Here is a 25,775-nt window from a genome sequence, read left to right as displayed (position 1 = left end):
GGGCAAGATAAATCCGAAACCGATTAAAACACTAAAAGGTGAAGGATTAAGGGGCAGCCCAGGCGAACGGCATATGTGACGCTGCGCTCCCTGATGGTCTTCCATCCAGCCCGACTCTCGTGGAGAGTTGGCCCTTTCGCCAGTCACGCAACAGGATGAAGTTTACGCGAGCTTGCGCCCTAGAGCAACCGCAACGCGGGCCGCCTTAGTGAATCGTTATCAAAGCAAGCGCTTGTCGACCGGACAAGCCTGTGGCTCACTCATTTCATCCCGTGCCGGGGCTTGTAGCACCTGAAGATGTGAGCAGTTACCCCACTCTAGAATGGCATAGCGATTGGCGGCTGCATCGAATTGCACCCGATTGAGGGCCGCATTATGCAAAGTAAACGAACGCGGTTGACCCAGCCCCATGCCGGTCATGTAGCGGTACACACAATCCAGTACGCCGCCGTGGGCCACCAGCGCCACCCGTTGTTCCGGATAACCCTGTGCGGCCTGCGCTACCCACGTTGAAAAAGCGGTGATTACCCGTGCATAAAAGGTTTGCAGGCTTTCACCCTGAGGGATGACATAAGCGGGGTCACGGGTTTGCCATAAGGTGTAGGCATCCGGGTAGCTCAGCTCGATTTCATCCGGTGTTAAACCCTCAAAGCAACCGTAGCAGCGCTCGCGTAGCAAAGGCGATAACGTGACGGACAGCTGCTGAGCATCCGCAATCGCCTGCGCCGTTTGCTGCGCGCGTTGTAAGTCACTACTGTAGATCGTCGCGAGTGGCGTGGCCGCGCAAGCCAAGGCAACTTGAGCGGCCTGGCGCTGGCCTAGCGCATTCAGGGGGATGTCGGTATGCCCTTGAATCCGTCCCACCACATTCCAGTCGGTTTCGCCGTGGCGAATCAGCAGAATCTCAAGCATGGCAATTAGCCTTGCATCGCGGTTTTTGCTGCAGGGGCTTGCCGCAGCCAAAAGGTAACCGGCCCGTTATTCACCAGACTGACTTGCATATCGGCGCCGAACTCACCGGTTTGGACCAGCGCATGGTGCGTCCGTGCCTGCGCCACAACGTAGTCGAACAAACGTTTTCCTTCTGTAGGTGGTGCAGCGGGGGTGAAACTGGGGCGGGTACCGCTGCGCGTATCAGCGGCGAGCGTAAATTGGGGCACCAGCAATAGCCCACCCGCCACATCCTGTACGCTCAAATTCATTTTCCCTGCCGCATCGGAAAAGACCCGATAACGCAGCAGGCGTTGCAAGAGCTTGTCGGCTTCAGCCTCGGTATCTCCGCGTTCGGCGCAAAGCAATACGAGTAGGCCGGCGCGAATCTCACCAACCACTTGCTCGTGCACAGTTACGGCGGCTCGGCTGACTCGCTGCAATAAGGCAATCATGGCGGTTAACTGAGCGTAACCCGTGCGAACTTGCGCTTGCCGACTTGTATGACGTAAGTGCCCGCTTCTAGTTTCAGGCCTTTATCTTCGACTTTCTGCCCATCCACTTTGACGCCACCTTGCTCCAGATTTCGGTTTGCTTCGGAGGTGGAGGGGGCTAGGTTTGCCTGCTTGAGTACTTGGGCAATCCCCAGTGGTGCGCCAGCAAGTTGCACCTCAGGGATATCATCTGGAATCCCCCCCATGGAACGCGCTTCAAAATCAGCCAGCGCTTGTTCGGCAGCGGCTTGGGTATGGAAGCGCGCAATGATTTCCTGCGCCAAGGCCACCTTCGCATCACGCGGGTTGCGGCCATTCGCACATGCGGCCTTCAGGGTGGCGATTTCCTCAAGCGAGCGGAATGACAGTAGCTCGTAATACGTCCACATCAACTCATCGGAAATACTCATCAGCTTGCCAAACATCTCGTTCGGCGCTTCGCTAATCCCGACATAATTGTTTTTGGATTTGGACATTTTGTCCACGCCATCTAGCCCGACTAGCAAGGGCATAGTGAGTATGCACTGCGGCTCTTGCCCTTCTTGTTTCTGCAGCTCGCGCCCCACCAGCAAGTTGAACTTCTGGTCGGTTCCGCCCAGCTCCAAGTCCGATTTCAAGGCCACAGAGTCGTAACCCTGCATGAGCGGATACAAAAACTCATGCAAAGAAATGGGAATCCCCCCTTGGTAGCGCTTGGTGAAGTCATCTCGTTCCAGCATGCGCGCCACGGTGTAGCGCGAAGCCAGTTTAATCATGCCATCGGCCCCCAGCGGGCGGCACCATTCGGAGTTGTAGCGCAACTCGGTTTTGCTGGGGTCGAGGATTTTATTAGCCTGCGCCGCATAGGTGAGGGCGTTGGCCTCAATTTGTTCACGCGTCAGCGGCGGGCGAGTACTGTTGCGGCCTGACGGATCACCAATCATTGAAGTGAAATCGCCAATCAGGAAAATCACGGTATGCCCCAAGTCTTGGAGTTGACGCAACTTGTTCAACACCACCGTATGCCCGAGGTGAATATCCGGTGCAGTGGGGTCTAGGCCCAGCTTAATGCGGAGGGGCTGGCCGGTTTTTTCTGATTTTTGGAGTTTGGCAATCCACTCGGCCTCAATCAAGAGCTCTTCACACCCTCGTTTAGTAATGGCGAGCGCACGCGCAATCGATGCGCTTAAGTTTTCAGCGGCGCTGTCGTTATAGTTTGTCATGTAATCGTGTTCGGTGTGTTCGGTTAGTAACGCTTGTCATGCACCATGTCTTCGCAGCGCGATCTGTCATCAAGTGGGATGAATAGCGTCGCGAGTTCGCGCTCGGCGATTTGTTGCATCTTTAAGCACAATCGGCGTGGCCGTCTCGCGTTAGGGTATAGGGCAATTCACTTGCTATAATCGGCCCACTTCTAACAAAGAACCTGCTGATTGACCTCGGTTGGCCATGCGTTTCAATTCAGTCAAAAATTGAAAGCAAACCAATTAGGTGGCGATTCTACCTCAGCCTATGCGATTACCTGTATTGAATTTTGTGTTTAATGGCTCAGCCCTGCGCGCCTTATTTTCATCCCTGCTGGGACACGAGAAACGCGTGGACTGGAGGCAACTTCGTCAGGATCGTCGCGTGCAATTTTTTGCGCTCTTATTTGCCATTCCAGTGTTCGGCGCTGTCGCTGCTTACAGCGTGGCCCCAGCCGAACATGAGCCGCTGATAGGCTTGCCACCGAGCCAGGTTGCTGCGTTGCCGTTAGCGCTGCCACCGCTCGCCGTCGCCGAAGAGTTAACGCCACTCTATCCGCTGCGTCGTCCTACCCCGTTTATCCAAGAAGAAACCATCCGTCGCGGCGACACGCTGGCCAGTTTATTGTGGCGCTTGGGGGTGCGTGACCCCGATGCGGAGAGCTTTATCAAGCGGGATACGATTGCCCGCAATCTGTTACAGCTACGTCCCGGGCGCAGCGTGCAGGCACATACGGATAGCAACGGCCTCCTACAAAAACTGCGCTATTTCCACACCCCCGCGGCAGCCGATGCCCGGCAGGAAGGGGCGGGCGCAGCCAGTCGGCTTCTGGAAATAGAGCGCTTGGGACAGGGTAACTTGTGGCAAGCGAAAGAGGTCGAAATTCAAAACGAACGTCGGGTTGAAATGCGCCGTGCCGATATTCGTAGCTCATTGTTTGCTGCAACCGATGCCGCCAACATCCCAGATGGTATTGCGACCCAACTGGCAGAACTCTTTTCTGGCGAAATTGATTTTCACAAAGATTTGCGGCGCGGCGATCATTTCCGTGTCTTGTATGAAGCGTTCTACCAGCAAGGGGATTTCGTCCGTGCTGGCCGCATACTTGCCGCGGAGTTCAATAATGGTGGCAAAACAATCCAAGCTTTCTGGTTTGCAGAACCTGGTGAGCGTGGGCAAACCGGCACACACGGCGCTTACTACACAGCCGAAGGACGCTCATTAAAGCGCCAATTCTTACGTTCACCGCTCGAATTTTCGCGGGTTACCTCTGGCTTTACCAGCGCCCGCTTTCATCCTATTTTGCAAACTTGGCGCGCCCACAAAGGGGTAGACTACGCGGCGCCTGTTGGCACCCCAATTCGGGCAGTGGCAGATGGCGTGGTCGAGACGGCGGGGGTTAAAGGTGGCTACGGAAATGTGCTGATCCTGAAGCACGGCGGTCAATACAGCACCGTCTATGCGCACTTGAACAGTTTTGCGCGGGGTTTGCGCAAAGGCGCAAAAGTGCGACAGGGTGACCTGATTGGCTATGTGGGCCAAACCGGTTGGGCGACAGGGCCTCACTTGCATTATGAGTTCCGCGTTAATGATGAGCCGCGTAACCCTCTGGCAATTGCCTTGCCACAAGCGCAACCGCTGTTGGGCATGCGCCTGCTCAACTTTCAACAACAAGCCCGTGGCCAGCAACAGCAACTCAACTTACTCAATCAAACCACCCTAGTGGCGCTGGAATAAGGGCGATGATGCCAACAGGGCTTAACCCTGATAAGTGAAGAATAATAAAAAATTGTGAATTATGTCCGCGCTTGTTTTTTGCAAGTGCAGCATAATCAATCCCTTTCATAAAAATTAATCGGGGAAAGCATGTCACGTTATTTTATCGGCCTCATGTCGGGCACCAGTTTAGATGGGGTCGATGCCGTTCTGGCCGATTTCTCTACCGCAGATCAGCCCAATGCGCAGCCTTTCCCAAGGATTCTCGGCCATGCCTTCGCCAGCTTTCCGAGTGCCCTGCGCGAAGAATTATTGGCACTACAAATCCCTGACGGACAAAATGAACTGGCACGTAGTCAGTTGGCGGCAAACCAACTGGTACAACTGTATACGCGGGTGGTTAATGATTTGCTACGGCAAACCAGAATTACTGCGGGGCAAATTGAGGCGCTCGGCGTGCATGGGCAAACCATTCGTCACCAGCCTGAGTTAGGTTACTCGATCCAACTCAACAACCCCGCTCTGTTGGCGGAACTGACTGGAATTCCCGTGATTGCTGAGTTCCGTAGCCGCGATATCGCAGCAGGTGGGCAGGGCGCACCCTTAGTCCCCGCCTTTCACGCTGCCGTCTTACAGCATCCAGAGCAAACGCGGGCGATTTTGAATATTGGCGGCATGAGCAATCTGAGCCTGTTGCCTGCTGCCGCGTTGCAACCTGACGCCCCGATTCTTGGCTTTGATTGCGGCCCCGGCAATGTTTTGCTCGACACCTGGATTCAGCACCACCAGAACAAACCCTTTGACCTGGATGGCGAGTGGGCCGCCAGTGGGGAGTACCTTCCTGCGTTGCTTGAATGGTTGATGCACGAGCCTTACTTCAGCCAACAACCCCCGAAGAGTACCGGACGCGATTTGTTCAATTTGGTCTGGCTGGAAGAGCAAATCGCCCTGGCCTGCGCAACGCCGCCGGCGCCACAAGATGTACAAGCAACCTTGATGATGTTGACCGTCCAGTCGATTGCACAGGATCTGCGACGGCATGCCCCGCACTGTCAATTGGTCTTAGTCTGTGGTGGTGGTGCTAGAAATCCGGTTCTGATGCGCCAACTGGCAAAAGCGCTGCCACATTTGGCATGGCATACCACCGACGAGTTTGGCATTCCCGCGCAAAGCATGGAGGCCTTAGCGTTTGCCTGGCTAGCGTGGCGTCATCAAGAAAAACAGCCGGGCAATCTACCTGCCGTCACTGGGGCAAAGGGCCTGAGGACCTTGGGCGCATACTACCCCGCCTAGTTGGGGGCAATTGTTGCTTATTAGCGTTAGGCGGTTAGGTGTAAAGGGGGCAAAACGACGCCTGCCCCCTCTCTACATTACTTGTTTTTGTAGCTGTCGTGACAGGTTTTGCAGCTTTGGCCTACTGCGCCAAAGGCGGTTTTGATCGCAGCGAGGTCACTGCTCTTCGCAGCGACATTCAACTTGGCAACATCAGCCTGTAGCTTGTCAGCTCCAGCTTTGAACTTATCCGCTTCCTTCCAGATTTCTGCTTTGGCTTTGCTGTCACTAACGCTCTCTGAGCCAGCGGGAAAAGCATTCCAAGGCAATTTGGCTAGGGTCTCGACCAACGCGGCATTTGCCGCGACTTCAGCGGCATTGAAGGGTTTTTCGCCTTTGACGACCGCCCCGATTTGAGAGAAATGGTGGGCCATCAAGCTAAAACTGGCTTTGCGATACTTGACGGCATCTTCAGCTTTGGCGAATTGCGCCCAAGTCGGGCTGACTGCACCCGCCAATAGGGCAATCGCCAGGGCTGACTTCAGCCAAAAAGACTGGCGCGCGGGACTACTTGGATTTCCTGAGCTTGAATAAACCTGCATGGTGTTTCCTTTCTTTAATGAGTCTCCGGTTCATTCGATCCGGGGCTGAGCGGCTGCGATGGCCCCACCCGCTGGCCATACACAAACTAATCGCAGTCTAATCGTAATCGCCTACCTATGCTGCACGCTAAACGCAACAGTTTCTCGCAATTTTTGCAATAAAGCACAGGTATCAGGTGATACGCATGAGCCACCCAGCTGGATGCAGCCTCGCCAGGTTTAGTCCTAAAGGTGACGTTAGATCGCTTCTGCTAACTCACGCGCCTTGCCAATATACGTTGCTGGGGTCAGGGCGAGCAGACGGGCTTTGGCTTCATCAGGAATCGCCAACTCATGGACAAAGGCTTGGATCGCTTCGCGGCTGATTCCTTTGCCGCGCGTGAGGGCTTTGAGCTGCTCGTAGGGGTTCTCTAAGCCATAGCGGCGCATCACGGTTTGGATGGGCTCTGCCAGCACTTCCCAGCAAGCCTCTAAATCATCAGCAATTTTTGTCTCATTTGCCTCTAACTTGTTGAGCCCGCGCAGACACGACTCATAAGCCAATAGCGAGTAGCCAAAGGCCACACCGATATTCCGCAGTACGGTCGAATCGGTCAGGTCACGTTGCCAGCGCGACACCGGCAGTTTTTCTGAGAGATGGCGTAATAACGCATTTGCCAGACCAATATTGCCTTCCGAGTTTTCAAAGTCAATCGGGTTGACTTTGTGCGGCATAGTCGAGGAGCCGATTTCGCCTTCTTTGAGTTTTTGTTTGAAGAACCCCAATGAAATGTAGCCCCAGATATCCCGATTCAAGTCTAAGAGGATGGTGTTAAAGCGTGCTACCGCATCGAATAGTTCTGCCATGTAGTCATGTGGTTCGATTTGAATGGTGTAAGGGTTGAATGTCAGCCCCATACTTTCAACAACACGCTGCGAGAAAGCTTCCCAATCCAACTCAGGGTAGGCCGAGAGATGCGCATTGTAATTGCCGACAGCCCCATTCATTTTGCCAAGAATCTCGACGTCTGCAATCCGACTTGCGGCACGGCGCAAGCGCGCCACAACATTCGCCAGTTCTTTGCCCATCGTACTAGGGCTGGCGGGTTGACCATGCGTGCGGGACAGCATGGGCGTGGCGGCTAACTGATGCGCCAACTCTGTTAGGCGGTCAATCACCTTCTGCGCCGTGGGTAGCATCACCGTATTGCGCGCGGCCAACAGCATCATCCCATGTGACGTGTTGTTGATATCTTCAGAGGTGCAAGCAAAGTGAACAAACTCTGCCGCGGCGGTCAGCTCGGCATTCTCTTTCACGTTTTCTTTGATCCAATATTCCACCGCTTTGACATCGTGGTTGGTTACCGCCTCAATTTCTTTGATCCGCGCCGCATGGGCTGTCGTAAAGTTGTCAACCAGACCTTGTAACGTTGCTTTCGCGCCTGCGGAAAAGGGGGGCAACTCTGGCAAGCCGGCCTCGGCCAATGCGATTAACCAGGTGACTTCAACCTTGACGCGATGCTGCATGAACCCTGCTTCTGACAGCAGGGGGCGTAAGGCTTCAACTTTGCTGGCGTAGCGACCATCAAGTGGGGACAGTGCGGTCAGGGGGGAGCCAACCAGCGCAGTATCGGAGAGACTCATAACGATTCCTAGGCAAACTTAAAAGCGTATTTTACCGCGTCCGGTTCCGACTCCAGTTGGCTTCTTCTATGGGGAACAAAACAGCGATGGTATACTCAAATCACTGATAAAAATGAATTGACTTGCCCGCCTATGAAATTACTCGGTTCACTCACCAGCCCTTATGCCCGTAAAGTACGGGTTGTTTTAGCAGAGAAAAAAATTGACTATCAATTAGAGCTGCAGGATGTCTGGGCACCCGATACCACGATTCACGCCGCCAACCCACTGGGCAAGGTCCCGACCCTGATTATGGAAGACGGTGGAGCGGTATTTGACTCCCGTGTCATCGTTGAGTATCTAGATAGTATTTCGCCAGTTCACCGGTTAATTCCACAAAATGGCCGTGAGCGGGTTGAAGTGCGTTGCTGGGAAGCCTTAGCTGATGGCTTGCTCGATGCCGCGATATTAATGCGTCTGGAAGAAACACAACGCGCCCCCGAGCAACGCAGTGCCGCCTGGGTCGAACGGCAAATGCATAAAGTGACGCTTTCCCTTAACGCAATGGCACAAGGCTTAGGCGAAAAGCCTTGGTGTAATGGCCATGCCTATACCCTGGCAGATATCGCGGTTGGGTGTGCCTTGAATTGGCTATCATTCCGGTTTCCTCAAATTGATTGGCGTGGCGCCCACCCCAATCTGGCGAGCTTGGTTGATAAACTGAACCAACGGCAAACTTTCATCGATACGGTTCCGGTCGCATAACCGAAGACCGTATCTAAAAGTGTGACATAGTCGATTGTCGGCGTGCTCATGCCTGATTAGACTAGCCGCATATAACAGTTTGAGTTAAGTCGTCATGGGAATCATGCAGTATCGTTGTCAGGTCCGGTTCATTGACCTGAAGGGTCAAGCACGTAGCGTGCTTGATGAGTCACTGCAGTTTAATTACGGTTTTCCTGAACAGCAGCTCACCTTTGCCTTCCCCTTTTTTGCCCAACCGCATGATCTGTGGCAACTCAGTTTGCAGTTGTCCGTGGCCTCAGACAGCGAGCCGATTCGCTTAGCCCTGCAAATCGAAAAAGATCACCGGCTAGAAACCGCTGGAACAAGAGGTATCGCAGATTGGCTTTGGAGTTTGGGGGCAACTCACCGTGCTAGTGGGGCGCCAGAGCCCGCTGCCCGCTTTGCAGCGGAGGGCAAACAAGGCATCCAATTCTGCGCCAGTTTACCCTTACCCTATAGTGAATTACTGGAATGCCATTGCTTGCCAGACAACCATGTCTATTGGGTCAACCAAGCCGAGGCAACCTTAATGGCGATGCCCGCGCCAGCGGCATTTTCAATCAATAATCCCGCCCCCGAGGCAGATATCGTGATCGTATAACACCGCCGACTGTCCCGGCGTTACTGCCCATTGCGGCACTGGGAAATGCAGGGTGAAATGAGCTGCCTCGCCGGTAAACGTGCAGGCAGCATCTGCCTGACGATAGCGAGTCTTGGCCCCATAGCGCATGTTAGTGGCGGGGGGATAACCGGCGATCCAACTTGCTGCCTCGGCATGTAGCGTAGACTGCAATAACCAGGGGTGATCATGCCCTTGGACCACATAGAGTGTGTTGGTCGCCATCTCTTTTCGGGCCACAAACCAAGGTTCGCCATTTCCCTGCTTACTCCCCCCAAGACCAATCCCTTTGCGCTGGCCCAGCGTATAAAAAGCCAGCCCGATATGCTGCCCAACCTGTTGGCCCTCTGGCGTTTTCATCGGTCCGGGTTGGGTTGGTAAATACTGATTGAGGAAAGCCCGGAAAGGCCGCTCACCAATAAAGCAGATGCCGGTACTGTCTTTTTTAGCGGCATTGGACAACCCCAAGTCGAGTGCGATTCGACGTACCTCGGTTTTAGGGATTTCGCCGAGCGGAAAAATGGTTTTAGCCAGTTGTGCTTGATTCAAGCGGTGCAGAAAATAGCTTTGATCCTTACTGGCATCTAACGCTTTCAGTAATTGGAACTCGCCTGGCTTCGTGGGGTGTTCCCGGACACGGGCATAGTGGCCGGTAGCGATGTAATCTGCCCCTAAGCTCATCGCATGGTCCAGAAAAGCTTTAAATTTGATTTCCGCGTTACACAGCACATCGGGGTTGGGGGTGCGGCCCGCTGAGTACTCCCGCAAAAACTCGGCGAAGACGCGGTCTTTGTATTCGGCGGCGAAGTTTACGGCCTCAATATCGACGCCCACGACATCGGCCACCGACGCAGCGTCGAGCCAATCCTGACGCGTAGAACAATAGTCACTCTCGTCATCGTCTTCCCAGTTTTTCATGAAAAGACCGATTACCTCATACCCTTGTTGTTTAAGTAAGTACGCCGATACCGAGGAATCGACCCCGCCAGACATGCCAATGACCACCCGTTTTTTTGCCATGAGTCTTACGCCATCGGTTTAATTCAGTGGCTTGCCAACAATCGATTCATGGGCAAAAACCTGCTCTAGTGGGGCGCGGCGGCCATTCAGGTAATCCTCAATGCATTGCCAGACTAAGGGGCTGCGGTGACGGGGGGCTAGCGCTTGAATTTCTTCCGGGGTGAGCCAGACTGCGCGCACGATCCCAGTATCCAAGGCTCGCGTTAGATCGGCCCCCAGACTCTTACCATAGAAAGCGATGCGTAAATAAGTGACGACATCGTGCGTGCGGGCAGAAATGTAACGCGACATGTATAAGCCCAAAAAACCCTGTGGCTGGAAATGATGTGCCGTTTCTTCGAGCGCCTCGCGAATTGCCCCGTGTACCGGGGTTTCACCTTCATCAAGGTGGCCCGCAGGTTGATTAAAACGCAAACCATCGCTGGTTTCTTCTTCCACCAGCAAGAACTTGCCAGCGTCCTCAATAATGGCCGCTACGGTGACGCTGGGTTTCCAGATCGACATAATTCATGCGCGCAAAAATAGATAAGCCTATATTTTACGCTGCTTGTGACGCGCTCGATAGACTTTACGGTGGTAGCGCGAAAAGATATTGCACAGTAAGATGTGGTGACGTTTTACCTGACTTTCATACAAGCGACCCGATAAAGGAGATGGGCAGTGCAGATTGGCATATTCAAAGAGACAAGCCCTGGGGAGGCACGGGTGGCGGCGACCCCCGAAACCGTCAAAAAACTGAGTGCGGGCGGCAAACATCAATTTCTCATTGAGCGCGGTGCGGGTGCTGCGGCTTACATCCCTGATGCCGCGTATGAAGCTGCTGGCGCTGAAGTGCTGGAGGCGGATGCGATTTATCAGCGCGCTGACTTGCTGTTGACGGTACGCACACCGTCTCCTAGCGACCTAGGGAAATTGCGGCAGGGGCAGATTGTCGTCGGCATGCTCAATCCTTTCGATGTCGATGGACCGAATGGACTGAAAGCGCTCAATGCACGGGGCGTCACGGCGTTTGCACTCGAAGCCGCCCCCCGCACTACCCGGGCACAAAGCCTAGACGTGCTCTCCTCGCAAGCCAACATTGCCGGGTACAAAGCCGTCATGCTGGCTGCCAACCTCTATCAACGCTTTTTCCCCATGCTGATGACCGCCGCTGGTACCGTGAAAGCAGCACGGGTCGTGATTCTGGGCGCGGGCGTCGCCGGTTTGCAAGCGATTGCCACGGCCAAACGCCTAGGCGCGGTGATTGAAGCCTCGGATGTGCGCCCCGCCGTGAAAGAGCAAATCGAATCACTCGGCGCGAAATTTATTGATGTGCCGTTTGAAACCGACGAAGAGCGGGAATGCGCGCAAGGCGTGGGCGGCTATGCGCGTCCGATGCCTGCGAGCTGGATGCAGCGCCAAGCGCAAAAAGTGGCGGAACGCATTGCGCAAGCCGATGTGGTCATTAGTACCGCGCTGATTCCGGGCCGTACCGCACCGACCTTGATTACCGAAGCGATGGTGCAGAGTATGAAACCCGGCTCGGTGATTATCGACATGGCAGCCGGTAAAGGGTTGAATAAAGACGGGCAAATTGGCGGTGGTAACTGTCCGCTAACCGTGGCCGACCAAGTTACCACCCAACACGGCGTACAGCTGGTGGGTTACACCAACTTGCCCGCCATGGTCGCCGCGGATGCCTCCGCGCTCTACGCCCGCAACCTGCTCGACTTCATGAAATTGATTGTTGATGCCGAGGGCAAATTCACCCTCAATCTTGAAGACGATATCGTTGCCGCCTGCTTGATGTGCCATGCAGGCGAATTGAAACGTAATGCTTAATTGAAATAGAGACCATCATGGACGCTATCAATCCCACCATCATCAACCTGATTATTTTTGTACTCGCGATTTATGTCGGTTACCACGTCGTGTGGACGGTTACGCCCGCGCTGCACACGCCACTGATGGCCGTGACCAATGCTGTATCCGCCATCATTATTGTGGGCGCGATGCTCGCGGCCGGTTCCACCGAAAGCACCCTTGGCAAGGGCCTGGGTGTATTAGCGGTGGCGCTGGCGGCGGTCAATGTCTTTGGCGGTTTTTTAGTGACCCAACGCATGTTGGAAATGTTTAAGAAAAAAGAAAAGAAATGATGCGCAGCGAGCTGAGTTATCTGCATTGCTGCTGATCCTTATCCATCATTTCATCTAGGGAGTTCCCATGCTGTCTATGAACGTTGTTGTCTTATTGTACTTAGTCGCCTCGGTGTGTTTTATTCAAGCGCTCAAAGGCCTATCTCACCCCAAAACGGCCCGCCTTGGCAATGCCTTTGGCATGATCGGGATGGCGATTGCTGTCGTCACCACGCTCACGCTCGTACGTTCGCAAGGCTTAGGCCTGATCGGCCTTGGCGTCGCAATTGGCGGGGTCGCTGGCGCCACGATGGCCAAGCGGGTGGAGATGACCAAAATGCCCGAGCTGGTCGCTTTTATGCACTCGCTGGTGGGCATGGCGGCGGTACTGATTGCGATTGTCGCGGTGCTCGAACCCCAAGCCTTTGGCATTGCGCATGCTCATGAAGGCGTGGCGAATTTTATTCCGATGGGCAACCGCCTTGAATTATTCATTGGTACGTTTGTCGGCGCGATTACGTTTTCAGGTTCGGTGATTGCCTTTGGCAAGCTCTCCGGCAAATACAAGTTCCGTTTGTTCCAAGGCGCGCCCGTGGTCTTTAAAGGTCAGCACATGCTCAACCTCGTCTTGGCATTAGCGATGCTGGGCGCGGGCGTGGCGTTCTTCCTCACCCAAGCGTGGGAGCCGTTCCTCATCATGCTCGCCATCGCCTTTGTCTTGGGCGTGCTTATCATCATCCCGATTGGTGGCGCGGATATGCCGGTGGTCGTGTCCATGCTCAACAGCTATTCCGGGTGGGCGGCCGCAGGCATTGGCTTTTCGCTGAATAACCCGATGCTGATTATTTCGGGTTCGCTCGTCGGTTCCTCGGGCGCGATTCTGTCCTACATCATGTGTAAAGCCATGAACCGCTCGTTCTTCAACGTGCTGCTCGGTGGCTTTGGGGCCGAGGCCGGCGGCGCGAGTGCGGGCGAACAAGTACAACGCGCCGTTAAGTCTGGCTCACCCGACGATGCTAGCTTCTTGCTGGGCAATGCCGAGAGCGTGATTATTGTGCCTGGCTATGGTTTGGCCGTCGCCCGTGCGCAGCATGCGCTTAAAGAGCTTACCGAAAAACTCACGCACAAAGGCATCAGCGTGAAGTATGCGATTCACCCCGTGGCTGGCCGTATGCCCGGCCACATGAACGTGCTGCTGGCCGAAGCCGAAGTGCCTTACGACCAAGTGTTTGAAATGGAAGACATCAATGCCGAATTCGGTCAGGCCGATGTGGTGCTGGTGCTGGGCGCGAACGATGTGGTCAACCCCGCTGCGAAAAACGATCCCAAATCCCCGATTGCCGGTATGCCAATTTTGGAAGCCTATAAAGCCAAAACCATCATCGTTAACAAACGCTCGATGGCCGCGGGTTATGCGGGCTTAGATAACGAACTCTTTTACATGGACAAAACCATGATGGTGTTCGGCGATGCGAAGAAAGTGGTGGAGGATATGGTGAAGGCGGTGGAGTGATGATTTTCTCTGCATTGCGTAGGAATTTAACCAATTTTTCTTGCTCAGTGCCTTATTTAGCGTGAGATGACTAAAATTAGCCTTTCTTCACCTTGAAATTTAAACTTAACCCGATACGATAGCGGCGTAATCGTTTCTCGTTACTGGGGCCGCGACTATCGGCGCATGAATGGGATCGCTAGGGGAAGCCATGACACATTCATTTTTATATCGATCATTACGTGCTACTGGACTCACGTTGCTCTGCGTTGCTTTGCTGGCTTGCGGTGGTGGGGGCGGCGGTGGCGGCGGTTCTACTGACAGTGGAGGTTCTGGCTATGTGCCGGTCAGCAACCCAGCAGATGCCAGTCGCTTTTTGAGCCAGGCGAGCTTTGGCCCCAGCCCCGCCGATATTGCACGCGTCCAGACGGTTGGCTATGCTGCCTGGCTGCAAGAACAAATGGCGATACTGCCCACCAACCCCCATCAAACGTATATTGATGGCTTGGGCGCAGCCGTGACCGATTTTGATCAAAACCCCTTATTCGAAAGTTTTTGGCGACAAGTTGCTACGGCCCCTGACCCCCTGCGCCAGCGTGTCGCCTTTGCCTTGTCGCAAATCTTTGTGATTTCGATGGTCGATCTGGTCGACCGCACGCCGAAAGTCGCTCGTGGAACCGCGTCTTATCTAGACATGCTGGGCCGTAATGCATTTGGCAATTTTAGAACCCTCCTGGAAGACGTGACGCGTCACCCCATGATGGGGCTCTATTTATCGCATTTGCGGAATCAAAAAGAGGACACAGTCAGCGGTCGGGTTCCCGATGAAAACTATGCGCGTGAAATTTTGCAGCTATTCTCCATCGGCCTCGTTGAACTCAACCTTGATGGAACCCCCCGTCTATTGGGGGGTAACCCAATCGAAACCTATACCAATGCCGATATCGCCGGGCTAGCGCGAGTCTTTACGGGGTGGAGTTGGGGCGGCGCGGATAAAACCAATAATCGTTTTTTTGGATCAACTGCGGACCCTAACCGCGATGTCTTACCGATGCAGTTTTACCCCTCGTTTCACTCAACCAGTGCGAAAACGTTTTTAGGAACAACCATCCCAGCGAACACGCCCGCTGATACGACTTTGCGATTGGCCCTGGACCGTATTTTTAATCATGCGAATGTCGGGCCGTTTATCAGCAAACAATTAATTCAGCGCCTCGTAACGAGTAACCCCACGCCGGCCTATGTGGCGCGGGTTGCCCAAGTGTTCAATAACGATGGGACCGGCGTGCGGGGCAATATGCGTGCGGTGATTGCAGCTATTTTCTTAGATAGCGAGGCCCGTAACGCGGCTAATCTCAGCAACAACCAGTTTGGCCGCTTGCGTGACCCAATCCAACGGATGGCACACTGGATGCGCAGCTTTGGCGCAGCCTCGGTTTCTGGCCGCTATCAACTCTGGAACACCGACAACCCCGCGAATTCGCTGGGGCAGTCGCCGATGCGCTCCCCGTCAGTTTTCAATTTCTACCGCCCAGGCTATGTGCCCCCTTCAACTGAACTAGCAACCGCCAGTTTGGTGGCGCCAGAACTCCAAATCACCCATGAGACAAGTGTGGTTGGCTATATCAATGCGATGCAAGGGGCGATTGCGAATGGCACCGGACAGAGCCGAGAAATTGCGGCCAATTACAGCAACGAATTACCCCTGGCAAGTAACCCTGCCGCGCTTGTCGATCGCATGAACCTGCTGCTGATGGGCGGGCAGATGTCGAGCACCTTGAGGAGCAACATTATTACCGCCGTCACCGCGTGCGTGACACCGAGCTGTGGCAGCACCGCTGCCTTGAATCAGCGTAATCGGGTCAATATTGCCATTTTGCTCACCATGGCTTCGCCCGAGTATTTGGTGCAGAAATAAGGAGATTCCTATGACACACGCGACTTCTCGGCGCGCCTTTCTGAAACATGCCGCGCTCTGTGCCGCGGCTGGCCCGGCTGCAGCCCCCTTCGCCCTTAACCTGGCCACGCTGGCCGCTATGAGCAGTGTTTCAGGTGCCGCCCAGGCGCAGAGTGTTGCTGGCTATAAAGCGTTGGTTTGTGTGTTTCTATTCGGGGGTAATGATAGTTACAACACGGTTGTCCCCTATGACACAACATCCTACAACGCCTATTCTGTCGCTCGGAGCACGGCGCCCGACCCGATTGCGCTGAGTCAGGGAACCTTACTGCCCCTCATTCCCAATACTACCCAAGCCAGTGGCCGGTTAGCGGCCCTGCACCCGAATCTCGGCGGGTTAAAGACCCTGTTCGATGCGACCCGCTTAGCGGTAGTCTCTAATGTCGGTCCACTGATACGACCCACGACCAAAACGCAGTACAACGCGCGCAGCGTGACACTTCCCCCCCGCCTGTTTTCACATAACGACCAGCAAAATACCTGGCAAGCGTTTGCACCAGAAGGGGCCAGCTACGGCTGGGGTGGCCGCATGGGCGACTTGCTCATGAGCAGCAACACCAACACTATTTTTACCTGCATTTCGGCCGCAGGGAATGCGGTTTGGCTTTCTGGCCAGAGTGCGTTGCAGTACCAGGTTAGCAATAGCGGGGCAATCCAGATTGCCGGTTTGGGCAGTACGCCTCTATTCGGCTCCAGCGTTGCCAGTGCCCAGTTGCGCAGCATTATTACCAACACGGGCGGTACGAATTTATTAGAACGTGAGCATGGCCGTATCGTGGGCCGCTCCGTCAATGCCGAGACCAGTTTAACCGCTGCGATCGGCAGTAGTAGCACCTTTACCACCGCGCTCCCCGCCAGTAATAGCCTAGCCAACCAGCTTCAAGTGGTGGCGCGGATTATCAATGCCAGGGCTGCACTGGGCACGTCACGTCAGGTTTTTTTCGTCAGCTTGGGTGGTTTTGATACCCATGATTTGCAAAATACCAGCCATGCCACCCTGATGACGCGACTGAACGCCGCACTGGTTTACTTCGATAGCTTGTTGGGTGAAATGGCGGCGACAGATAGTCAAATTCGCCAGAAAGTGACGTTGTTTACCGCCTCGGATTTTGGGCGCACACTCACCAGTAACGGCGATGGCACGGATCACGGCTGGGGCGCGCACCATTTTGTGATGGGCGGCGCGGTGCGCGGCAAAGACATCTATGGCACCCTGCCAGAAGTGGGCACCAACACCCCAGATGAAGTCGGGCAAGGGCGCTTATTACCGAGTCTGGCTGTCGATCAGTATGGCGCTACCCTGGCGAAATGGTTTGGCTTGAGTGCGGGGCAGATCAGTACCGTCTTTCCCAATATTGGCAATTTTGCGGTCAGTGATTTAAATTTTCTGACTTAGTATAGCGGCAGGTAATGCGGCCACGCTGCCCAGGCCAGCATTGACCTTGCCTGCCAATGCTCGGTCATTTACCGGATCAACTGCGAATTTTTCCCAATCACCGATATATCGACAAAGTTTGAACCCACGCGTTTATTGGGACCGAAACTAACCGTAAATCCGCCCACATCAAACTTATCCAGACCAGCCAGCCCCTCCATAATTTTTTCGCGTTGCAGCCCTTTGGCGCGTCTAATGCCTTCGACCAAGACCTTGGCGCCGATAAATTCTTCAAAGCTGGTGTAGCTTGGGGTCGCGTCTTTACCCCCGTACTTTTTGAGCAAGTCTAAGTACTCGGTCGTGATTTTGGTGCTGGCATAGAAGGGGTAGGGCACCACTTGCGTAATCCCCACGCCGCGCATGATGTCAGCCCCGACTTGGGCTGACATGTCTTTCGGGTTAACCACGGAAATGTTAAACATGAACGGCTGCTTACCACTGGCTTTATATTCCTTCACAAACGCGGCGGTGGATTTGTTAACCGAAATCATGCAAATCGCTTGTGGATCAGCCGCCAGCAAGGTTTTAACGGCAGCGCTAACCTCAGTCGTGTTCTTCGGATAGCTGCCTTTTGCCACAATGCTGAGCTTGTGCGCAGCCAGCGCCTTTTCTATTCCTGCTAGACCTGACTCACCAAAGGCATCGGCTTGATAAAAAACACCAATCCTTGTAATCCCATTTTTGACAAAGTAATCCACCATGGCTTTGGTTTCGTCCAAGTAACTGGCGCGAATATGGAAAATGTGGGGGTTGTAGGGCTCGCGCAAAGCGGTGCCACCGGTATAGGGCGCAACGAGCGCCACATTGGCTCTGACCAATATGCCTTCGCTCAAAAGTTTGCCAACGTTACCGGTGCCCGCAAAACCAAACAGCACATGGGCCTTTTCTTTGTCGAGTAACTCGTTGGTGAGCGCGATCGTTTTATCAACCACATAACCATCATCACGCACGAGGTGTTTGATTTTATTGCCGTTGATGCCGCCAGTGGCATTAATATGGTCAAAGTAGATTTTGGCACCCAGCACCATGTCTTTGCCGGTTTCAGCCAGTACGCCACTGAGCGGGGCGACTTGGCCGATGAGTACTTCTGCCGCTACGGTTGGCATTGCGGCACAGCCAAAGAGGGCGGAGATCAGCAGCCGATGGAGACGTTGTTTTGTTCTTTTGGTAAGCAAAGCTTGAGCATGGCTTCGTATCGATAGAGTGTTTAGTAAGCGGTTCATTTTATCCTTATCACGGCAGTTTTATTGCGGTGCAGCAAAATACGGAATTTGCAAATTGCTGTCAAGGATTGAATTCACACTTGCTTATGCCGGTTTTTTATGAGGCTGAAATTAGCCCTCTATCTAGCTCTCCAACAGGCGATCAATCGCTTCGATCCAGTGGTTAACAGGTCGTTCCGTACCGCTTTGTAAGTGGGTCAGGCAACCGATATTGGCGGAAAGGATGTTTGCCCCACTGCACCCTGAACCCGTGCAAGCTTGCAAACCTTGCTCAATGTTGTTGAGTTTGTTATCGCGCAGTTGATAAGCGATCTCCGGGTTCAACACTGAATACGCCCCCGCCGAGCCGCAGCACAAATGGCTGTCAGGAATCGCGGCCAGCTTAAAGCCACAGGCTTGCAAAATTTGTTCGGTAATCCCGCGAATTTTTTGCCCATGCTGCAAGGTACAGGGCGGGTGAAAAGCGGCCGCCTGTTCGCCTTTGTGCTGCACTTTTTGCTTCAGTATATGCAGATGCGCAAACACGACCTCGCTAATGTCGCGGGTGAGCACGCTGATTTTTTCGGCCTTGGCCGCGTAAGCGGCGTCGTGCTGCAAGAAGTGCGCGTATTCGCGCACGGTAACGCCGCAACCACTGGCGTTCATCACAATTGCTTCAATCTCCCCCCGCTCCACCAGCGGCCACCAAGCATCAATGTTTCGGCGCATATCGGCCCGGCCACCGTCTTGGTCGTTCATGTGAAAGCGCAGTGCCCCACAGCAGCCCGTGTTTTTAACCACCAGCGTTTCAATGTTGAGGGCATTTAGCACGCGGGCGGTGGCGCTATTGATGTTGGGCATCATGCTCGGCTGTACGCAACCTTCTAGCAGAATCACTTTCCGCGCATGCGCTTGGGTCGGCCATGCCCCTGCCGATTGCGGCGCGGGGACTTTGTTTTGCAGCACCTTAGGCAGGAGTGGGCGCACCATCTGCCCCATTTTCATCGCCGGGCCAAACAGCCAGCGGCGCGGCAGCACTTCTTTCAGTGCGGTGCGCACGAGTTGCTGAGTCAGCGGGCGCGGAACTTGTTCATCCACGATCTTGCGGCCAATATCGACCAACTTGCCATACTCCACGCCAGAGGGGCAGGTGGATTCGCAATTGCGGCAGGTCAGGCATTGATCCAAATGTTTTTGCGTGCTGGCGGTGACGGGCGCGCCTTCTAGCACTTGTTTGATCTGATAGATCCGACCCCGTGGGCCATCCAGCTCATCGCCCAGTAATTGATAGGTCGGGCAGGTGGCCGTACAGAAACCGCAATGCACACATTTGCGCAAAATGGCTTCGGCTTCTTGGCCTTCCGGCGTGTCTTTAATAAAGTCGGCTAAATGGGTTTCCACGATGATCAATCCTGATTCGTAAATGGATACAGACGACCTGGGTTAAAAATCCCAGCCGGGTCAAATTCATGTTTCAAGCGCTGATGAATGGCGAGTAAGGGCGCGCTCACGGGGTGAAAAACGGATGGAGATGCACTGTCGTTTTTGTTGTGCGACGCTTGCGTGCCCTGCGTGCGGTAGATCGTCGCGTGGCCGCCCACTTGTGCCACTTGCTCGCGCAGCGTAGCCACCGGCAGATCGCTCCACACCCAGCGTTGCGCGCCACCCCATTCAATTAGCTGCCCACCCAACGGTAATGCTGGCGCAGTGCTCGGCACGCTCAAGCGCCACAGGGTAGGGCCGCCTGCTTGCGTGAAAAAAGCGTGCGTTTGATCGCGCAGTGATTGCCAAAATAAAGTCGCGTCTTCCTCTGCCACTAACTCATGGCTAAACTGCGCGCCCATCTTGGCTTGGGCGGCGACGAGTGCGGGCGCGGCACCACTCAAGCGTACGGACAACGTGCCTTGCTGCCAGGCGCTGGCGCTAATCGGCAACGGCTGGCCGCCCCAGGTGTTGAGTGCTGCGAGCGCCGTGGTTTCATCCATCGCAAACCGCAGTGTTTGTTCTTGTGCGGGCAAGGGCAAGACTTTCAGCGAGACTTGGGTGATCACGCCCAGCACGCCCAGCGAACCTGCCAAGAGGCGTGACACGTCGTAACCGGCGACGTTTTTCATAACCTGCCCGCCAAAGTGCAGATGTTCGCCAGCGCCATTCAGCAAACTCGCGCCCAAGACAAAATCGCGCACCCCGCCCGCTTGCGCACGGCGTGGCCCCGCCAGCCCAGCGGCGACGACGCCCCCGATGGTCGAGGCAGCGCTAAACTGTGGCGGCTCAAACGGCAAGTATTGCCCTTGCGCGGCCAGCAGGGTTTGCACTTCTTGCAAGCGCGTACCGGCTTTCACGGTGATGACGAGCTCGGTTGGCTCATAAGCCACCACGCCGTGATAGCCCGATACATCGAGCACCTCGCCCTGCGGGGTTTGGCCATACCAGTCTTTGCTGCCGCCGCCCCGAATGCACAGCGGCGTGCGCTGGGCGCTGGCGTGCTGGATGCGGGCTTGAAGGTCGCTCAGTGTAAGTGTGGTGAGTGCGGTGAGTGGGGTAGTCATGATTAGAACCTGGGTAATTCAGGATGTTTCAGTTCACCCCGTTGCACGTGCATCTTGCCGTACTCAGCGCAGCGGTGCAGGGTGGGAATGGCTTTGCCGGGATTGAGTAAGCCTTTGTCATCAAAGGCGCGTTTGACGGCAAAAAAGGCTTCGCGTTCGGCGGGGGCAAACTGCACGCACATCTGATTGATTTTTTCGATCCCCACGCCATGCTCGCCGGTGACTGTGCCGCCCACTTCTACGCACAGCTCCAAAATGTCCGCCCCAAATTTTTCAGCGCGCTCCCATTCGGCGGGGATGTTGGCATCAAACAAAATCAGCGGGTGCAAGTTGCCATCGCCCGCGTGGAAGACATTGGCGCAGCGCAGGCCATACTGTTTTTCCATGTCGTTAATCGCACGTAAGACTTTGCCGATTTCTTTGCGCGGAATCGTGCCATCCATACAGTAATAATCGGGCGAGATTTTCCCGGCAGCCGGAAACGCATTTTTACGGCCCGACCAAAATTTCAGGCGCTCTTCTTCGGTTTGCGATACCCGCAATTCAGTCGCGCCACATTGATTCAGTACGGCGGACATGCGAGCAATTTCGTCTGCCACTTCTTCGGGTGTGCCATCCGATTCGCACAATAAAATTGCGGCTGCTGTCGTGTTGTAACCAGCTTGCACAAACGGCTCCACTGCACGAATCGAGGCATTATCCATCATCTCTAACCCGGCTGGGATAATCCCCGCGGCGATGACGGCAGCGACAGCTTCTGCGGCTTTTTCAAGATCGTCAAACGAGGCCAAAATCACTTGCGCTAATTCGGGTTTCGGAATCAGCTTGACCGTGACTTCGGTAATCACGGCCAGCATGCCTTCAGAGCCATGCATGAGGGCGAGCAAATCCAAGCCCGGTGCATCCAAAGCCAGCGAGCCAAATTCCACTGGCTCGCCCTGCATCGTGAAACCGCGTACCCGTAAGACGTTGTGCACGGTGAGGCCGTATTTCAAACAATGTACGCCGCCCGAGTTTTCGGCGACGTTGCCGCCAATCGTGCAGGCAATTTGTGAGGACGGATCGGGTGCGTAATACAGACCCAAATGCGCACAGGCTTGCGAGATAGCGAGGTTACGCACGCCAGGTTGCACGGTGGCGGTACGGGCGGCGGCATTGATTTCTAAAATCTGATTGAACTTAGCGAGTGACAACACCACGCCTTCGGCATGTGGCATCGCCCCGCCCGATAAACCGGTACCTGCGCCGCGCGCGACCACCGGCACATTGTGCGCATAACAGACGCGCAGTACCGCTTGCACTTGCTCCAGCGTATTGGGGAGCGCGACCGCCATGGGCAATTGCCGAAATGCACTCAGGCCATCGCATTCATACGGCTTGGTTTCTTCTTCAGTCCAGAGTAGTTGGCCTGGTGCCAGACATTCCTGCAATTGATTGAGGATGGCTGTGCGTGCTTGTTGCTGCGGGGTTTGGCGACTGATTGCTGAAACCGGTTGTGTCATGACTATCCTTGGGCGGTGGCCTGATGATTGGTTGGCAGCTTACGCTGGCTTTGTCGAGGCGGCAACCCTAAGCACAGTTAAGCTGTTGTTACTCAATTGGCGTGAATCAGCTTTGGGGCAAGCCGCATCAGAGCCGATCAATCGTTAGGGTTTGTAGCGCCCAATCAATAAAACACTGGCACTCCCAGCGTGCGGTCACATGATTCGCATACGTTAGATAGTGGCCATATGCCGAGGGCGCATCTATGGCAAAGAGCCGCACCAAGCCGCCGCGCTCTAGCCATTGCCGACCTAACTTAACGCGAGTGAGTGCCACGCCCTGACCGTTTGCAGCCGCATCCAGCATCAGCCCCACATCATTAAACTGCATCCCTTCCGTGGGCTCAGGCCAGTCCAAATTGGCGGCAGCAAACCATTCTTTCCAGGGCGATAGCGGGCTCCGCAATAAGACCGCATGGGCCAGATCGTTCGGTTCCCCAATCGGGCCATGATGTTGTAGAAAGAGCGGGCTGCAAACAGGCGTCACACTATCGGCGCAGAGGAGTTGGCTAACCACACCAGCATAGGGCCCGGAGCCATAGCGAATTTCAACATCACAGGCTTCTGCTTTAACGTCCAAAAAGGGAATCGAGACTTGAATAATTAACTCAATATCTGGATAGCGCTGCTGAAAGTCGGGGAGTTTCGGTAGCAAGACCTGACGCGCAAAGGTTGGGGTGACTGCCAGCCGGAGCCATTGTTTGGGTCGTGCTCGCGCTTTACTCGCTGGGGCCTGATGCAACAAAGCCAGCCCCTGGCGAACTTTTTCCAGGTACTGCTTCCCTTCAACCGTAAGCGTGAACTCATTACCGGTGCGATGCAGTAATTTCACCCCCAAGCTGTCTTCCAATTGCCGCAAGCGGTGACTGATTGCGCTGGGCGTGACGTGTAGTTCGTCGGCAGCTTGGACAACGGTGCCCAAGCGTACGAGGGCTTCAAATGCTGTCAAGCAATGCGTTGGGGGGATACGATATTGCATATCAGGCCCAGCTAACGATTTTCCCTGGGTTCAGAATATTCTTGGGGTCTAAGGCATGCTTAATGGCGCGCATCGCCGCCAACCCCGCAGACCCTACTTCCGCTTCTAGGTAGGGCATTTTGTGTAAGCCAACCCCATGCTCGCCCGTACAGGTTCCTTCCAGTGCTAGCGCACGTTCCACGAGGCGCGCCGAGATTGCCTCGGCTAGGCTATATTCTGCTGGCTGGGCGGGGTCAACCAGCATCAGCATGTGAAAATTGCCATCCCCAACATGCCCCAGAATCGGCGCCATTAATCCGCTGGGCCCCACATCTGCCAGCGTTGCCTCAATGCATTCTCCCAGGCGGGAAATGGGGACGCAGACATCGGTGGTGATCGCCCGTGCTCCAGGCCGTAACTGTAAGCAGGCAAAGTAGGCATGATGTCGCGCCTTCCACAGTTTGCTGCGATCTTCCGGGCGCGTGGCCCACTGAAAATCAGCTCCCCCTGCCTCTTGCGCGACCGCTTGCACTTGCGCTACCTGTTCCGCGACGCCTGCCGGACTGCCATGAAACTCCAAAAACAGGGTCGGGGCGGGCTCTAGGGTTGTTTGGCTATGGGCATTCACCGCTTCAATGGTCAATTGATCTAATAGCTCGCAGCGGGCGACGGGCACCCCAAGTTGAATCGTTTGAATCACGGTTGCAATCGCGGCAGAGACACTCGGGAAGCGGACGACCGCGGCGGAGATGGCTTCCGGTTGGGGGTAGAGCTTGACGGTCAGTTCAGTGATGATGCCCAGGGTGCCTTCGGCGCCCACCAACAGCCGTGTCAGGTCATAACCCGCAGACGACTTGCGCGCCCGCTGGCCGGTCTGCACAACCTCGCCATTTGCCAGCACGGCCGTTACATTAACCACGTTGTCGCGCATGGTGCCATAGCGGACGGCGTTAGTCCCGGAGGCGCGGGTCGAGGCCATGCCGCCCAGCGTGGCGTTCGCACCGGGGTCGATTGGAAAGAACAAACCTGTGTGCGCCAAGGCCGCATTGAGCGCTTCGCGGGTGACCCCAGCTTGAACGGTCGCCGTCATGTCTTCCGGGTGAATCGCCAGGATTTGGTTTAACTGACTGAGATCCAGGGTAATGCCCCCTGCAATTGGCAATAGATGCCCTTCCAGAGAGGTGCCTGCACCCCAGGCCACCAGCGGGTAAGCGAAGTCGGCACAGAGCTTGACCAAGTCAACGACCTCTTTACCCGTGGTTGCATAGACGACGCCGTCCGGTAAGGTGTCCGGGTAAGCCGATTCATCGCGACCATGAGCCAGGCGCTGCGCGTGACTGGTCACAAATTGCGCGCCAAAACGGGTTTGCAAAGCAGCTAGGAGCTCGGCGGGCAAGGGACGGCGTGAAACCTCCGGCAAGCTAAGTGCAGACATAACGAGTCTCCTGAATACAATAAAGAATAAAGCGGCGCGGCTTGAGAGCGGGCGCGACAGTCAGTCGATTATTGTGGCATGGTCAGGCGTTAATGAGGGGGTAATTTCAGCGCGCCAGGCTGAAAAATTTGTGGGGTAAGGCTGAGCAATTTTCAAGTCAAGTGACCTACGCCAGCGGTGCAATAAGTGGCGCCGCTTGGCGCGGGTTAGCGACTGGCGCTAGGGGTTTGCTGGCTCATATAAGCCATTAATTTCGCACTCGTTTGACGCAGGCGACTGGATAAGAGTTGCACCAGGCGTAGTAAGAGTTTGGCCCCGACCTGGGGTTGCTGGTCGATTAATTGCAGGAGTTTGCTGCGGCTGAGGACCCCGAAGTGACATTCCTCCATGGCGATACAGGAAGCAAAACGAGGCTCGCCATCGACCATCGACATCTCGCCGAGCGTTTGCACCGGGGTCACAATCGCCACCCGGCTGCGGTGCCCCCAGTTATCAAGCTTAACGACTTCAACTGTGCCACGAATGATCAGCACCATATAGTCATCGAGGGCGCCTTCTTCAATAAACATGCACCCGGAGGGCGCATGAAACGCTTCCATGTAGCTGGTTAAGGTTTGGATTTCTTCGACACTAAAGTCAGCCAGCAAGGGTACCCGCTGCGCCAAGGCGAATACTTGGTCCGCAAAGGTCACTGCGCTGCCGAGTGGCTTGGCACCGAGCTGGAGCAAGCGATCACGCGGTAACAATGAATCTTGGGAAGAATGGGGTGGCTGGGTCATAAAGTGTGATATTTCTCACGTTTTCTTACCTTATCACTTTCAACGTGA

Annotated in this window: 23 protein-coding genes and 1 riboswitch; of the genes, 9 read left to right on the top strand and 14 right to left on the bottom strand. The window is 55.0% G+C overall.

The window, feature by feature from the left end:
- Positions 1–49 precede the first annotated feature (49 nt).
- Positions 50–157, bottom strand: a riboswitch (ZMP/ZTP riboswitch).
- 62 nt (positions 158–219) lie between these two features.
- From DU000_RS10540 to tyrS, 3 genes are read right to left on the bottom strand one after another with little or no spacing between them, the layout of a single operon-like run.
- Positions 220–912 (bottom strand): histidine phosphatase family protein, encoded by a 693-nt coding sequence (locus DU000_RS10540; RefSeq protein WP_114403380.1) that lies wholly within the window; start codon positions 910–912, stop codon positions 220–222.
- 5 nt (positions 913–917) lie between these two features.
- Entirely contained in the window at positions 918–1,385 is a 468-nt protein-coding gene (dtd, locus tag DU000_RS10535; protein ID WP_114403379.1) for a D-aminoacyl-tRNA deacylase, read from the bottom strand.
- Between the two features lie 5 nt (positions 1,386–1,390).
- Complete coding sequence (gene tyrS / locus DU000_RS10530) at positions 1,391–2,626, bottom strand: tyrosine--tRNA ligase (protein ID WP_114403378.1); 1,236 nt, start codon at positions 2,624–2,626, stop codon at positions 1,391–1,393.
- A 289-nt stretch (positions 2,627–2,915) separates the two neighbouring features.
- On the opposite strand from tyrS, the gene DU000_RS10525 reads away from it, so the two are divergent.
- Complete coding sequence (locus DU000_RS10525; RefSeq protein ID WP_114403377.1) at positions 2,916–4,385, top strand: M23 family metallopeptidase; 1,470 nt, start codon at positions 2,916–2,918, stop codon at positions 4,383–4,385.
- A 129-nt stretch (positions 4,386–4,514) separates the two neighbouring features.
- The gene (locus DU000_RS10520) at positions 4,515–5,657 is read left to right on the top strand and encodes an anhydro-N-acetylmuramic acid kinase (RefSeq protein ID WP_114403376.1); all 1,143 of its coding nucleotides are present in this window, start codon (positions 4,515–4,517) and stop codon (positions 5,655–5,657) included.
- A gap of 77 nt (positions 5,658–5,734) precedes the next feature.
- On the opposite strand, the gene DU000_RS10515 is transcribed toward DU000_RS10520, so the two are convergent.
- Together DU000_RS10515 and purB are read right to left on the bottom strand one after the other, a co-directional pair.
- Positions 5,735–6,238, bottom strand: coding sequence for a c-type cytochrome (locus DU000_RS10515; RefSeq protein ID WP_114403375.1), 504 nt, complete (start codon positions 6,236–6,238; stop codon positions 5,735–5,737).
- 237 nt (positions 6,239–6,475) lie between these two features.
- Positions 6,476–7,861: an adenylosuccinate lyase gene (gene purB, locus DU000_RS10510; protein ID WP_114403374.1), complete on the bottom strand. Its 1,386-nt coding sequence runs from the start codon at positions 7,859–7,861 to the stop codon at positions 6,476–6,478.
- A gap of 132 nt (positions 7,862–7,993) precedes the next feature.
- On the opposite strand from purB, the gene DU000_RS10505 reads away from it, so the two are divergent.
- Together DU000_RS10505 and DU000_RS10500 are read left to right on the top strand one after the other, a co-directional pair.
- Positions 7,994–8,605, top strand: coding sequence for a glutathione S-transferase N-terminal domain-containing protein (locus DU000_RS10505; RefSeq protein ID WP_114403373.1), 612 nt, complete (start codon positions 7,994–7,996; stop codon positions 8,603–8,605).
- A 103-nt stretch (positions 8,606–8,708) separates the two neighbouring features.
- Positions 8,709–9,227, top strand: coding sequence for a hypothetical protein (locus DU000_RS10500; RefSeq protein ID WP_205074061.1), 519 nt, complete (start codon positions 8,709–8,711; stop codon positions 9,225–9,227).
- Here DU000_RS10500 and mnmA read toward each other — a convergent pair.
- Together mnmA and DU000_RS10490 are read right to left on the bottom strand one after the other, a co-directional pair.
- Positions 9,183–10,265 carry a tRNA 2-thiouridine(34) synthase MnmA gene (gene mnmA / locus DU000_RS10495; RefSeq protein WP_114403371.1) on the bottom strand — a complete coding sequence of 361 codons (1,083 nt, stop codon included), beginning with the start codon at positions 10,263–10,265 and terminating at the stop codon, positions 9,183–9,185. The genes DU000_RS10500 and mnmA overlap by 45 nt on opposite strands.
- A gap of 18 nt (positions 10,266–10,283) precedes the next feature.
- Positions 10,284–10,769 (bottom strand): NUDIX domain-containing protein, encoded by a 486-nt coding sequence (locus DU000_RS10490; RefSeq protein ID WP_192878478.1) that lies wholly within the window; start codon positions 10,767–10,769, stop codon positions 10,284–10,286.
- Positions 10,770–10,925: 156 nt separating this feature from the next.
- On the opposite strand from DU000_RS10490, the gene DU000_RS10485 reads away from it, so the two are divergent.
- From DU000_RS10485 to DU000_RS10465, 5 genes are all read left to right on the top strand, one after another.
- Entirely contained in the window at positions 10,926–12,086 is a 1,161-nt protein-coding gene (locus DU000_RS10485) for a Re/Si-specific NAD(P)(+) transhydrogenase subunit alpha (RefSeq protein ID WP_114403369.1), read from the top strand.
- Between the two features lie 17 nt (positions 12,087–12,103).
- Positions 12,104–12,400 carry an NAD(P) transhydrogenase subunit alpha part 2 gene (locus tag DU000_RS10480; RefSeq protein ID WP_114403368.1) on the top strand — a complete coding sequence of 99 codons (297 nt, stop codon included), beginning with the start codon at positions 12,104–12,106 and terminating at the stop codon, positions 12,398–12,400.
- A gap of 70 nt (positions 12,401–12,470) precedes the next feature.
- Entirely contained in the window at positions 12,471–13,892 is a 1,422-nt protein-coding gene (locus DU000_RS10475) for an NAD(P)(+) transhydrogenase (Re/Si-specific) subunit beta (RefSeq protein ID WP_114403487.1), read from the top strand.
- Between the two features lie 190 nt (positions 13,893–14,082).
- Positions 14,083–15,789: a DUF1800 domain-containing protein gene (locus DU000_RS10470; protein WP_114403486.1), complete on the top strand. Its 1,707-nt coding sequence runs from the start codon at positions 14,083–14,085 to the stop codon at positions 15,787–15,789.
- A gap of 10 nt (positions 15,790–15,799) precedes the next feature.
- A complete protein-coding gene (locus DU000_RS10465) occupies positions 15,800–17,224 on the top strand; it encodes a DUF1501 domain-containing protein (protein ID WP_114403367.1) in 1,425 nt (474 codons plus the stop codon).
- 68 nt (positions 17,225–17,292) lie between these two features.
- Here the strand turns inward: DU000_RS10465 and DU000_RS10460 are convergent, their stop codons facing one another.
- From DU000_RS10460 to DU000_RS10430, 7 genes are all read right to left on the bottom strand, one after another.
- Positions 17,293–18,369, bottom strand: a complete 1,077-nt coding sequence (locus tag DU000_RS10460) for an ABC transporter substrate-binding protein (protein ID WP_114403366.1) — start codon at positions 18,367–18,369, stop codon at positions 17,293–17,295.
- Positions 18,370–18,609: 240 nt separating this feature from the next.
- Positions 18,610–19,866, bottom strand: coding sequence for a glycolate oxidase subunit GlcF (glcF, locus tag DU000_RS10455; RefSeq protein ID WP_114403365.1), 1,257 nt, complete (start codon positions 19,864–19,866; stop codon positions 18,610–18,612).
- Positions 19,867–19,871: 5 nt separating this feature from the next.
- Complete coding sequence (gene glcE, locus DU000_RS10450; protein ID WP_114403364.1) at positions 19,872–21,014, bottom strand: glycolate oxidase subunit GlcE; 1,143 nt, start codon at positions 21,012–21,014, stop codon at positions 19,872–19,874.
- Between the two features lie 2 nt (positions 21,015–21,016).
- A complete protein-coding gene (locus DU000_RS10445) occupies positions 21,017–22,516 on the bottom strand; it encodes an FAD-linked oxidase C-terminal domain-containing protein (protein ID WP_114403363.1) in 1,500 nt (499 codons plus the stop codon).
- A gap of 127 nt (positions 22,517–22,643) precedes the next feature.
- Positions 22,644–23,534 carry a LysR substrate-binding domain-containing protein gene (locus DU000_RS10440; RefSeq protein ID WP_114403362.1) on the bottom strand — a complete coding sequence of 297 codons (891 nt, stop codon included), beginning with the start codon at positions 23,532–23,534 and terminating at the stop codon, positions 22,644–22,646.
- 1 nt (position 23,535) lies between these two features.
- Complete coding sequence (locus tag DU000_RS10435; protein ID WP_114403361.1) at positions 23,536–24,948, bottom strand: FAD-binding oxidoreductase; 1,413 nt, start codon at positions 24,946–24,948, stop codon at positions 23,536–23,538.
- A gap of 206 nt (positions 24,949–25,154) precedes the next feature.
- Positions 25,155–25,727, bottom strand: coding sequence for a cyclic nucleotide-binding domain-containing protein (locus DU000_RS10430; protein WP_114403360.1), 573 nt, complete (start codon positions 25,725–25,727; stop codon positions 25,155–25,157).
- Positions 25,728–25,775: the final 48 nt, after the last annotated feature.

Source organism: Parvibium lacunae, from assembly GCF_003335215.1.
Taxonomy (GTDB): Bacteria; Pseudomonadota; Gammaproteobacteria; order Burkholderiales; family Burkholderiaceae_D; genus Parvibium; species Parvibium lacunae.
This window is presented reverse-complemented; position numbering and strand designations above follow the sequence as displayed.